Genomic DNA, 11417 nt, shown 5'->3' with positions numbered 1-11417 from the left:
CCGAGACCGGCGTGAGCGCAGGCCGCCACTTTTGCCACCCGGAAACCCGCCCCAACGTCAGCACCAAATCCACAAAACAAAACCCGCCGAAAAATCGACGGGTTTGTCAGCGGTCTGAACCTCCACCTCTGGTGGAGGTCATGACTTTGTTAGACCGCCGGGTGCCGGAGCAACCGGTATGCCCGCACAATCGTAGATCTGCCAAATCATTTGGCAGATTGTTCGAAGTTGTATCGAAAACTGCCGAAGACTTGATCGCTTTCCGGTTGTCGTGCCTCGTTCTGCGCCAATTGACCCATAGTTTTTATCTTCTGAACGATAAGAATAATAAATTTTACTTACAGGAAACCGCTGCGCAGAATGTTTCCCGAAGCCGATCACATCAGGGCAACGACAAGATTGCCCGCCGCGCTTCCCCGGTTTTACCAGGACCTCAGAGGAGAACTTCAATCATGAACAGACGCATGCTCTTTATGCTTGCCGGCACCGTTTCCGCTGTGCTTCCTGCCATCGCTTCGGCTGAAACCCAACTGACGGTCTACACGGCCGTCGAAGCGGTCGACCTCGACCGCTACAAGGCGACCTTCGAGAAGGCCCATCCGGACATCAAGATCAACTGGGTGCGCGATTCCACCGGCGTCATGACCGCCAAGCTGCTTGCCGAGAAGGACAATCCGCAGGCCGACGTCGTCTGGGGGCTCGCTGCAACCTCGCTGCTTCTGCTCAAGACCGAAGGCATGCTGGAGCCTTACCAGCCAAAGGGTGTCGAGGCGCTCGACCCGAAATTCGTCGACAAGGACACACCGCCGAGCTGGGTCGGTATGGACGCTTACGTCGCAGCGCTTTGTTACAACACGGTCGAGGGTGAGAAGCTCGGCCTCAAGCCGCCGACGAGTTGGAAAGACCTGACCAAGCCCGAATACAAGGGCCATGTGGTGATGCCGAACCCGGCATCCTCGGGTACCGGTTTCCTCGACGTCTCGGGCTGGATGCAGATGTGGGGCGAGGAGAAAGCCTGGGACTTCATGGACAAGCTCCACCAGAACATCTCTGCCTACACCCATTCCGGCTCCAAGCCGTGCAAGATGGCAGGCGCCGGCGAGGCGGTGATCGGCGTGTCGTTCGAGTTCCCGGGCGCAAAGGCCAAGAGCGCCGGCGCACCGATCGACATCATCTTCCCCGCGGAGGGTTCGGGCTGGGAGGCGGAGGCAACCGCGATCATCGCCGGCACGGCAAATCTCGACGCCGCAAAGACGCTGGTCGACTGGTCGGTCACCAAGGAAGCCAACGAGATGTACAATGCCGGCTATGCCGTGGTTGCCTATCCAGGCGTCGCCAAGCAGGTCGAGCACCTGCCCGACGACATCGCTTCCCGGATGATCGTCAACGACTTCGAATGGGCCGCCAACAATCGCGCGGAGATCCTGAAGGAATGGCAGAAGCGCTACGACGCCAAGTCTGAACCGAAGAGCTGAGCCTGATCGGCCGGGCGTAGCGCCATCGCGCTGCGCCCGTTCGCATTTCTCCCAAAATCCCTCAAGCCAGCGGAGCTTGCAGATGAGGCATGCCCTGTCGATCGAACCGACGCCTACCAGCCGTCAGCACTTCGCCGATGACGCGGCGGCGGAACCGGCTCCCTATCTGCAGATCTCGCATTTGTGGAAGACCTATGGCGATTTCGTCGCGCTGCGCGACATCTCGCTCAGCATTGCCAGAGGCGAGTTTGTCTGTTTCCTCGGCCCATCCGGCTGCGGCAAGACAACGTTACTGAGGGCAATCGCCGGTCTCGACCTGCAGACGCAGGGGACCATCCTGCAGGACGGTCGCAACATCTCGACACTGCCGGCCTCCAGTCGCGACTACGGCATCGTCTTCCAGTCCTATGCGCTCTTTCCCAATCTCACAATCGAGCAGAACATTGCTTTCGGCCTGGAAAACACCGGCCGCTCGAAGGCGGGGGTGGCCTCCCGTGTCGCCGAGCTGCTGGAAACGGTCGGCCTGTCGGCGCACGGCAAGAAGTATCCGGCCCAGCTCTCCGGCGGCCAGCAGCAGCGCATCGCGCTTGCCCGCGCCATCGCCATCTCTCCGGGGCTGCTGCTGCTCGACGAGCCGCTTTCGGCGCTCGACGCCAAGGTCCGCGTGCATCTTCGCCATGAGATCAAGGCGCTGCAACGCAAGCTCGGCGTCACCACCATCATGGTCACGCACGACCAGGAGGAGGCGCTTGCCATGGCCGACCGGATCGTCGTCATGAACCACGGCGTCATCGAGCAGGTCGGCTCGCCGACAGAAATCTACCGCCATCCCGAAACGTTGTTCGTCGCCGACTTCATCGGCGAGACCAACCAGTTTCCGGCACACGTTCTTGGGGATGGCGAGGTCGAGATCGGCCATTCGGCTTTCTGTTGCTCGACGGAGGAGTTTTCGGCCGGCCATGCAGCAACGGCCGTCGTCCGTCCGGTTGATATCATCCCGCACGGTGCCGATGCCCATGCCGCCAACGCCATCGACCGGCCGGCAACGCCGCAGAACCTGATCGACGCCGAAGTGCGGGAAATGGAGTTCCTTGGCATGTTCTGGCGGACGCGCCTGACGGCGCCACGCCTTGGCGAGCGCACGCTCGTTGCCGATTTCTCGGTCAATGCAGTCCGGCGTCTCAGGATCGAAACGGGCGGCGCCATCCAGGTGGAAATACCGCGGGAGCGCCTGCTGCTCTATCCAAGGGGTGCGTAACGATGAACATGGTCCTCGAAGCACCCCATCTTCCCATGATCCGCAAGCGCTTGCGCCAGGAGGCCTCGCGGGACGACCGCATCAAGCTGGGCTTCATGGCGGTCATCGGGCTTTACCTGATCGTCGCGCTCGGCGCGCCGCTCTCAGTCATGCTGTCGAAGTCGCTTTCGACTTACCGGTTCGACCTCGCTGCCTTCGAGTTTCAGGTGAGCGACGAGACGGGCGCGAATTGGGGATCGGTCGTCAGTGCCGCGGACCTGAACCGGGAGCTCGGGGCGGTGACAGACAACGAGCTTTCCAGCAGTTCCGACGGACGGCTTGCGGCGACGAAGTTCTTTCCGGACTTCAAGTTCCGCAGCCCCGTTCACTACCGCGTTCGCGGCACCACGGATGATGTCGCCTTCCTCGTCGGCTCTACCCTGGAAAAGGGGACGGAGTGGCGCGAATACGATTCCGGTACGTTTCGGCGCGTGGTGCTGCGCCCGGCACGCAGCCTCGGCTTTGAGAATTTCACCACGTATTTCTCGACGCCGGCGCTTGCGCAGTCGATCTACAATTCGGTGCTGATGGCGATTGTCAGCACCGTGTTCACGATCTCGATCGCCTTCGCACTCGCCTACGGGCTGACGCGAAGCTGCATGCCACTCAAGGGTCTGTTCCGCGGTATCCTGACGATCCCGATCCTTGTGCCGTCGCTACTGCCCGGCATTGCGCTCGTCTATCTCTTCGGCAATCAAGGGGTATTCAGGGATTGGCTGCTGGGCTACTCGATTTACGGTCCGATCGGCATCGTCATCGGCTCGGTCTTTTTCACCCTGCCGCACGCCTTTCTGATCATCCTGACGGCGCTCTCCATTGCAGATGCCAGGCATTACGAGGCGGCCGCTTCTCTTAAGGCCAGCAAGTGGCGCACCTTCACGACCGTCACGGTCCCGGGCGCGCGCTTTGGCATCGTCTCGGCGGCCTTCGTCGTCTTCACGCTTGTTATCACCGATTTCGGCTTGCCCAAGGTGATCGGCGGACAGTACGGCATGCTGGCGGTCGATATCTACAAGCAGGTGATCGGCCAGCAGAACTTCGAGATGGGCGCGGTCGTCTCCGTGATCCTGCTGGTGCCGGCCGTGCTTGCCTTTGCCGTCGACCGGCGCATGCAGAAGCGGCAGGTGGCGCTGCTCTCCGCGCGCGCCGTGCCCTATGCGCCGAAGCCCAACGCGCGCATGGACGGGCTGTGCTTCGCCTTCGCCTGTCTCGTCAGTCTCTTCATCCTCGGCATGATTGCCATGTGCCAGATCGCGGCGATCGTTAAGTTCTGGCCCTATGACCTGACGTTGACGACCAAGAACTTCGCCTTCGACCTGATGGACGGCGGTGGCTGGGCGGCCTATGGCAACTCGATCCGGCTCGCGCTGCTGACGGCACTCTTCGGATCGGTCGTCGTCTTCGCCGGCGCCTACATGGTCGAAAAGGCCGACGGGTTCCGCTTCGGTCGCGGCGTCTTTCATTTTCTCGCGATGATGCCGATGGCGGTGCCAGGCATGGTGCTCGGCCTTGCCTATATCTTCTTCTTCAACAACCCGGCCAACCCGCTGCACCCGATCTACGGGACGATGACGATCCTCGTCGTCTCGACGGTGACGCATTTCTACACCGTCGCGCACCTGACGGCACTGACGGCGCTGAAGCAGATGGACCCAGAGTTCGAATCCGTCGCTGCCTCGCTCAAGCAGCCCTTCCACCGGCTGTTCTTTCGGGTCACGGTACCGGTCTGTCTGCCGGCGATCCTCAACATCGCGATCTATCTCTTCGTCAACGCGATGACGACGGTCTCGGCCGTGGTGTTCCTCTATGCGACGGACACCAAGCTCGCCTCGGTCGCGGTGCTCAACATGGATGATGCGGGCGACATCGCGCCGGCCGCGGCCATGGGCATGATGATCTTCTACACCAATGTCGCGGCCAAGCTTGTTCATGCGCTGATCGCGCGTGGGCTGCTCGCTCGCACCCAGGCGTGGCGCTAGCCCGTTTCCGACCAGGCACTTCGTTGCGCCTCCCTTCGCTGCCGAAGGGAGGCGCCGCCTTTACGGCGTCAATCTAAGCCACGCGAAGCTCTGCCATCGCCGCTTTACGGTCGCTTCCGGCGCGAAGGCGTTCCATCTCGGCCAGACGCGTGCGCTGCGGCGTAAGTCCATAGCGCTCGCGGTAGGTGCGGGAAAAGTGCGAGGCGGTGGAGAAGCCGCAGGCCACCGCAATCTCGATGACGGGAAGGGATGAGGTGAGCAGCAGAAGATGGGCGCGCTCCAGCCGCAGGTCGAGATAGTAGCGCGCCGGTGTGCGGCCCATTTCCTTCCGAAACAGGCGCTCCATCTGGCGCCGCGAAAGGCCGGTCGCCGGCGACATGTCGGCAAGCTTCACCGGCTCGGCAAGGTTTGCCTCCATCCGCTCGATGATCCGGATCAGCAACGGGTTGTCGATGCCAAGGCGTGCCTGCAGCGGAAGGCGCTGGCGCTCGCCCGTCTCGCGAAGCCGCTCACAGAGCGCCGCCTCGCAGATGCGGTTGGTCACGTCCCGACCGAGGTCCGCTTCGATGATGCGCAGGAACATGTCGAAAGGTGCATTGCCGCCGGCGCAGGTGTAGATGCCGCCGTCGACCTCGAAGGCGGTCTGGCGCGCGCCGGCAATGAAGAAGCGTTCGGAGAAGTCCGGAAAATGTTCCCAGTGAATGGCGCAGCGACGCTCGTCGAGCAGCCCCGCGCGCGCCAGGCAGTAGACGCCGCCGGCAAGTCCGGCGAGGCGCGCGTTGCTGCGAGCGATTGACCGAAGCCAGGCCTCCAGAGCCCTGTCGGCGGGCGGCTTCGTGCGGCTGCCACAGACGACGGCGAACCCCGGCTCTCCGCTTCGATGGAACCGGCCACGTTCATCTGAGAGGCGGCCGGCCGCGGCGATACGGGTGCCGCAGGATGAGACGGCGGGTAAGCCATCCGCCGTTACAAAGTGCCAACCGTAAACCGGGCGACCGGCCACGTCATTGGCGAGGCGCAGCGCTTCGAGCGCCGCGGAAAAGCCATGCAAGGCGAAGCCGTCGAGCAGATAGAAGGTGAAATGGTGGCTGCGTGCGCATGCCTGCATCGTGTCCCCCTGGTCGCGAAAGAAACGTCCATATGTGGATGGAAGAATTAGTTACATTATGCAACATAACGGGACATTGCCAAGCGCATTTCAGAAAAAGATGCGCGAAGTGCGAGCGATTCCGTAATCGAGCGGTACGTATCCTGCTTCCCGATCGGTGAATTTGACGCTCGGCTTGTCAACGAGACAAAAATGGACACAGATAGTCACATGTCAGACTCTCAAAGCGCCCGCGCTCTTGCCCCCCGCCGCCACGGCGAAATCCTCAGACGTCTTGCTGCGGATGGTACCGTGAGTATCACTGAGCTCTCGGACTTCTTCGATGTTTCGCGCCAGACAATAAGGCGCGATCTGAAGCTGCTTGCCGATCGCGGCCAGCTTGATCTTGTGCATGGCGGCGCCACTCTGTTCGAGCCGACCGAAGCGGCGTTTGTCGAGCGCCGCGAGGAAAATGCCGGGGCGAAGGCGACGATCGGCCGGACCGCGGCCGGCCTGGTGCGCGACGGCATGGTGATTTTCCTTGATTCCGGCACGACGACGCTGGCCGTGGCCCATGCATTGATCGAAAGAAAAAACCTAACGATTTGTACGACTTCGCTATCGATCGCTCTGTTGATGTGTCGGCAGCCGGCGGTGCGGGTGCACATGCTCGGCGGCGAGATCGATCCCGATGAGGAGGCCGCCGTCGGCATCGATGCGCTTGAGGCGATTGGTCACTTCCGCGTCGATGTCGCGTTTCTTGGCGGCGGCGGGCTCTCGCCGGACGGTGAGGTGACCGACTTTACCCGCAGCGGCGCCGAGCAGCGCTCCCGCATGGTGGCGACGGCAGCCAAGGCCTATTTCGTGCTCGACAGCTCCAAGTTCGGTCGGTTGACGCCGCTGCGTATACCGCGGTTCGAAGTCGCAGCCGGCGTGATCGTCGATCGGCGTCCGCCGGAGGCGATCTGCGAGGCGCTCGAGCGCAAAGGTCCGACCTTGATCGTCGCCGAACAATGAAATGTAATATTTTGTAACTTTTTGTCTTGTTCTTTGTCTGTGTTTTGTTACCGTACGACCTTCCATGGTTTCGGGAGGTCGTTTCATGGCGCAGGAATTTCCAACACAGGCACAGGTCGTCATCGTCGGTGGCGGCATCATCGGTTGCTCGGTCGCCTATCATCTGACGAGGCTCGGCTGGAACGACGTCGTCCTGCTGGAGCAGGGGCAACTGAGCGGCGGCACCACCTGGCACGCGGCCGGTCTGGTCGGCCAGTTGCGCAGCCACGCCAATATGACTGGTCTCATCAAGTACTCGACCAAGCTCTATAGCGAGCTGGAGTCCGAGACAGGCCTTGCCACGGGCTGGAAGAATTGCGGCTCGCTTTCGGTTGCACGCACGGAAGACCGGATGACCGTGCTGAAACGCACCGCGGCTTCCGCCCGCGCGCAAGGGGTCGAGATCGAAGTCATCTCGCCGAGGCAAGCGCAGGATCTCTGGCCGGTAATGGCCATCGACGATCTCGTCGGCGCCGTCTGGCTGCCGGGTGATGGCAAGGCCAATCCGACCGACCTTACGCAATCGCTTGCCAAGGGCGCGCGCAGCCGCGGCGCCCGTGTCATCGAGCGCGTGCGGGTCACGGGCATTTCGACCAAGAACGGTGCCGTCACCGGAGTTGAAACCGATCGCGGGGCCATTGCCGCCGAGATCGTCGTCAACTGTGCCGGACAATGGGCGCGCAAGGTCGGCCAGATGTGCGGCGTCACGGTGCCGCTGCACTCGGCCGAGCACATGTATATCGTTACGGGCCGGATCGAGGGCGTGCATCCCGACCTGCCCGTGATGCGCGATCCCGACGGTTACATCTATTTCAAGGAGGAGGTCGGCGGCCTCGTCATGGGCGGCTTCGAGCCGGAGGCCAAGCCCTGGGGCATGGCGGGTATCCCTGACGATTTCGAGTTCGCCCTGTTGCCGGATGATTGGGACCAGTTTGAGATCCTGATGCACAACGCGCTGCAACGTGTGCCGCAGCTCGCGACATCAGAGGTGAAGAAGTTTTATAACGGACCGGAGAGTTTTACCCCGGACAACAATTTCATTCTTGGTGAGGCGCCGGAGTTGAAGAACTTCTTTGTCGGCGCGGGCTTCAACTCCATGGGGATCGCCAGTGCCGGCGGGGCAGGGCGGGCACTGGCCGAATGGATCGTCAACCGCGCGCCGACGATGGATCTCTGGCCGGTCGATATCCGTCGCTTCGCCGGATTCAACAACAATCCGCGCTGGCTGCATGATCGCGTCAAGGAAACACTGGGCCTGCATTATGCCATGCCCTGGCCGAACCGGGAGCTGGACACGGCGCGGCCATTCCGCCGTTCGCCGCTCTACGACCGCCTCGCCGCCAAGCGCGCCTGCTTCGGCTCGAAGATGGGGTGGGAGCGTGCCAACTGGTTTGCCACCGAGGGCGAAGAACCCGTGACGGAATATGCCTTCGGCCGGCAGAACTGGCACGAAGCGGTAAGGCGCGAAATGAAGGCGACGCGCGAGGCAGCCGGCATCTTCGACCAGACCTCCTTCGCCAAGCTGCTCGTCCAGGGGCGGGACGCCGCGGCAGCGCTTAATCGCATCTGCGCCGCCGAGATCGACGTGGAGATCGGCCGCTCCGTCTACACCGGCCTTCTGAACGAACGCGGCGGTTATGAGAGCGACCTGACCGTGATGCGTCTTGCGGCTGACCGCTTCCTGCTGATCACCGGATCGGCGCAGGCGGTGCATGACGCGGACTGGATTCGCAAGAACATTGCCTCAGACGCCCACGTGACACTCACCGACGTCACCTCCGCTTACTCGGTTCTGGCTCTGATGGGGCCGAGGTCGCGCGATGTTCTCTCTCGTCTGACTTCGTCGGATATCTCGAATGAGGGCTTTCCCTTCGCGACGATCCGCGAAATCGATGTCGGCTATGCCACGGTCTACGCAAACCGCATGACCTATGTCGGCGAACTCGGCTGGGAACTGATCGTGCCGGCGGAGTTCGCTGTCGGCGTCTATGAGGCGTTGCACGAGGCAGGGCGCGATTTCGGGTTGCGAGATTGCGGTTATTACGCGTTGGAGGCGCTCAGGCTGGAAAAAGGCTATCGCGCCTGGAGCCGCGAATTGACGCCAGACATCAATCCTTACGAAGCGGGTCTCGGCTTTGCAGTGGCTGCCGACAAGGTCGGTGGCTTCATCGGCCGCGAAGCCTATCTTGCCGCAAAGGCGAAGGGCGCACCCGCTCGCCGCATCCTTCAGTTCACCGTGGACGATCCCTTGCCCATGCTCTGGGGTGGCGAGTTGATCCTTCGTGATGGGAAACCCGTTGGCGAGGTACGCTCGGCCGCCTACGGTCACACACTTGGCCGCTCGGTTGCGCTCGCACTCATCGAACATCCGGCTGGTGTGGACAAGGCCTTCGTGGAGTCCGGCAGCTTCGAGGTCGAACTCGCCGGCGTCCGTTTTGCTGTCTCCGCTCACTTTACGGCCGCCTACGACCCCAAGGCTGTTCGCGTCAAGGCATAGAGCGAGGCGGCGCCGAAGCACCCGGCCGCTCAGGTGGCCGGGTGCAGATCGCCGAAGACGGTCGGGATCAGCTCCGATATGGTCGGATGGATATGCACCGCGTGGGTGATCGTCGTGTAGGGTTTCCCGGCATACATGACATCGAGGATGCTCTGCACGGCCTCGTCGCCTCCGGTTCCGAGGATCGAGGCGCCGAGAATTTCCTTGCTGTCGGCATCGACGATCACCTTCATAAAACCCTCGGTTTCGCCCTTTTCGACGGCGCGGCCGACGCGGGTCATCGGCCGGGTGCCGACCAGCAGCTTGCGCCCTGATTTGCGTGCTTCGGTTTCCGTCATGCCGGCGCGGCCAAGCGGCGGATCGATGAAGAGAGCATAGGTCGGAATGCGGTCGCTGACCTTCCGGGCCTCGCCATCGATGAGGTTGGCCGCGACGATCTCGAAGTCGTTGTAAGCGGTATGGGTGAAGGCGCCGCGGCCGTTGCAATCGCCCATCGCGAAAATGTGCGATACGTTGGTTCTAAGCGTCTCGTCGACCTCGACATAGCCGCGGGCATCGGTCCTGACGCCGGACCGTTCCAGATCGAGGTCGTCGGTGTTCGGTCGCCGGCCGGTCGCCAGCAGCAGGTGCGAGCCGACGATTTCGGGCGCGCCCGCCGTGCAGTCGACACCGGCGACGACATCGTCGCCACGCTTGGCAAAGCGGATGCATTCGGCATTGAGCCGGAACTTTATGCCTTCTTTTTCCAGGATCGCGAGAATGGCATCGGACACGTCCGCATCCTCGCGGCCGATGAGGCGCGGGCCCTTCTCAATCACCGTCACCTCAGAGCCGAAGCGCCGAAACATCTGCGCGAATTCAAGTCCGATATAGCTGCCACCCACAACGATCAGATGGCGAGGCAGGGTGTCGAGATCCATGATCGAGACATTGGTGAGATAGGGCACGTCCGCGACGCCGGGAAAATCAGGCGTCGCGGCGCGCCCGCCGACATTCAGGAAAATCTGGTCGGCTGACAGCAACTCGTCGCCAACGCGGACCTCGTGCGGGCTTTCAAAGCGTGCATGGCCTTCGAACACCGTGATGTTCGGCATGCCCTTCAGCCAGCCTTCCACGCCCTTTCGCGAGTTGAAGCGCACCGTGTCCTTGCGCGCCATGACGCGGACAAAGTCGATGGTGACGGGGCCGGTGGTAACGCCGAAGTCCGCGCCGCGGCGCGCCAGATGTGCGGCGTAGGCGCTCGCGACCATCGCCTTGGTCGGCATGCAGCCGGTATTGACGCAGGTGCCGCCGAAGTGCTTGCGCTCGACGAAGGCGACGGTCCTGCCGGCAGCCGTGAGCCGGCCGGCAAGCGAAGGGCCGGCCTGGCCGGCCCCGATGATGATCGCATCGAAATGTTTCGTCATGACACCGAGGACACCACCCAGAGTGCGAGGAGAACGGCAACGGCATCCTCGAGAAGCGCGATCGGCAGATCTTTGCCGCCGATGGCTGCAACGAGGCGCTTGCGGGCTTCATAGCCGCCGAGCGTGCCGATGACGGCACCGATCACGCCGGCGATCAGTCCAGCCAGCATAGCACCTCCGGCGGTGCCGAGCACTGCACCGCAGAAACCGCCGCTAACGATGCGGGCGCCGAACTGCTGAGGCACCTTGCGGCTCGGCGTGCTCGGCAGCTGATCGGTGACAAACTCCACAACTGCCAGCAGGCCGAAAATATAGGGTGTATAGCGAAAGCCCATGAACGCGGCCCAAGTGCCGCCGAGCGGCAGCCAGCCGGCTGCGGCGGCTATGCTGACGGCCGCGGGTGCAGTCATGGTGCGAAGGCCGGCGACCACGCCGATGAGCAGCGCCAGAAGATAGATCGACATGAATTCCCCGAACGTTCGCCGGGCGAACCGAAGCCACCAGCCCCCAGGCGGTTCGGGTCGAGCGGCATCGCAACCAAGAGTGAAAGCGGATGTTTCTGGCGGGCCGGGATCAGAGTGGCCGACAACGCCGCCGATTGCAACGTCCAATCGCATGCG

The 11417-nt window shown here is 62.6% G+C and carries 8 protein-coding genes; 5 read left to right on the top strand and 3 right to left on the bottom strand.

Going from position 1 to position 11417, the window contains the following annotated elements; all coding sequences use genetic code 11:
- The first annotated feature begins 464 nt into the window (after positions 1–464).
- From BBX50_RS22745 to BBX50_RS22735, 3 genes are all read left to right on the top strand, one after another.
- Positions 465–1475, top strand: a complete 1011-nt coding sequence (locus tag BBX50_RS22745; protein ID WP_244513215.1) for a putative 2-aminoethylphosphonate ABC transporter substrate-binding protein — start codon at positions 465–467, stop codon at positions 1473–1475.
- Between the two features lie 82 nt (positions 1476–1557).
- Positions 1558–2733 carry a putative 2-aminoethylphosphonate ABC transporter ATP-binding protein gene (locus BBX50_RS22740; RefSeq protein ID WP_065777588.1) on the top strand — a complete coding sequence of 392 codons (1176 nt, stop codon included), beginning with the start codon at positions 1558–1560 and terminating at the stop codon, positions 2731–2733.
- 8 nt (positions 2734–2741) lie between these two features.
- A complete protein-coding gene (locus BBX50_RS22735) occupies positions 2742–4751 on the top strand; it encodes a putative 2-aminoethylphosphonate ABC transporter permease subunit (RefSeq protein ID WP_065777594.1) in 2010 nt (669 codons plus the stop codon).
- A gap of 73 nt (positions 4752–4824) precedes the next feature.
- On the opposite strand, the gene BBX50_RS22730 is transcribed toward BBX50_RS22735, so the two are convergent.
- Positions 4825–5859 carry a GlxA family transcriptional regulator gene (locus tag BBX50_RS22730; protein ID WP_065777587.1) on the bottom strand — a complete coding sequence of 345 codons (1035 nt, stop codon included), beginning with the start codon at positions 5857–5859 and terminating at the stop codon, positions 4825–4827.
- A gap of 210 nt (positions 5860–6069) precedes the next feature.
- On the opposite strand from BBX50_RS22730, the gene BBX50_RS22725 reads away from it, so the two are divergent.
- Together BBX50_RS22725 and BBX50_RS22720 are read left to right on the top strand one after the other, a co-directional pair.
- On the top strand, positions 6070–6855 hold the full coding sequence (locus BBX50_RS22725) for a DeoR/GlpR family DNA-binding transcription regulator (protein ID WP_065777586.1): 786 nt from the start codon (positions 6070–6072) through the stop codon (positions 6853–6855).
- 85 nt (positions 6856–6940) lie between these two features.
- Positions 6941–9391 (top strand): FAD-dependent oxidoreductase, encoded by a 2451-nt coding sequence (locus BBX50_RS22720; RefSeq protein WP_065777585.1) that lies wholly within the window; start codon positions 6941–6943, stop codon positions 9389–9391.
- A 29-nt stretch (positions 9392–9420) separates the two neighbouring features.
- Here BBX50_RS22720 and BBX50_RS22715 read toward each other — a convergent pair whose 3' ends face one another.
- Positions 9421–10797, bottom strand: a complete 1377-nt coding sequence (locus BBX50_RS22715) for an FAD-containing oxidoreductase (protein ID WP_065777584.1) — start codon at positions 10795–10797, stop codon at positions 9421–9423.
- Positions 10794–11261, bottom strand: a complete 468-nt coding sequence (locus BBX50_RS22710; protein WP_065777583.1) for a DUF4126 domain-containing protein — start codon at positions 11259–11261, stop codon at positions 10794–10796. The genes BBX50_RS22715 and BBX50_RS22710 overlap by 4 nt, the downstream gene beginning before the upstream one ends.
- Between the last annotated feature and the right edge of the window lie 156 nt (positions 11262–11417).

The organism is Ensifer sp. LC11 (genome assembly GCF_001695835.1).
In the GTDB taxonomy this organism is placed as follows: domain Bacteria; phylum Pseudomonadota; class Alphaproteobacteria; order Rhizobiales; family Rhizobiaceae; genus Ensifer.
The sequence above is the reverse complement of the archived record's forward strand: the minus strand, read 5'-3'. Positions and strand labels throughout refer to the sequence as shown.

Excerpts from the sequence above, each read along its gene's own strand:
- BBX50_RS22715 (WP_065777584.1), bottom strand. The coding sequence starts at position 10,797 with ATGACGAAACATTTCGATGCGATCATCATCGGGGCCGGCCAGGCCGGC.
- BBX50_RS22725 (WP_065777586.1), top strand. The coding sequence starts at position 6,070 with ATGTCAGACTCTCAAAGCGCCCGCGCTCTTGCCCCCCGCCGCCACGGC.
- BBX50_RS22710 (WP_065777583.1), bottom strand. The coding sequence starts at position 11,261 with ATGTCGATCTATCTTCTGGCGCTGCTCATCGGCGTGGTCGCCGGCCTT.
- BBX50_RS22730 (WP_065777587.1), bottom strand. The coding sequence starts at position 5,859 with ATGCAGGCATGCGCACGCAGCCACCATTTCACCTTCTATCTGCTCGAC.
- BBX50_RS22735 (WP_065777594.1), top strand. The coding sequence starts at position 2,742 with ATGGTCCTCGAAGCACCCCATCTTCCCATGATCCGCAAGCGCTTGCGC.
- BBX50_RS22740 (WP_065777588.1), top strand. The coding sequence starts at position 1,558 with ATGAGGCATGCCCTGTCGATCGAACCGACGCCTACCAGCCGTCAGCAC.
- BBX50_RS22745 (WP_244513215.1), top strand. The coding sequence starts at position 465 with ATGCTCTTTATGCTTGCCGGCACCGTTTCCGCTGTGCTTCCTGCCATC.
- BBX50_RS22720 (WP_065777585.1), top strand. The coding sequence starts at position 6,941 with ATGGCGCAGGAATTTCCAACACAGGCACAGGTCGTCATCGTCGGTGGC.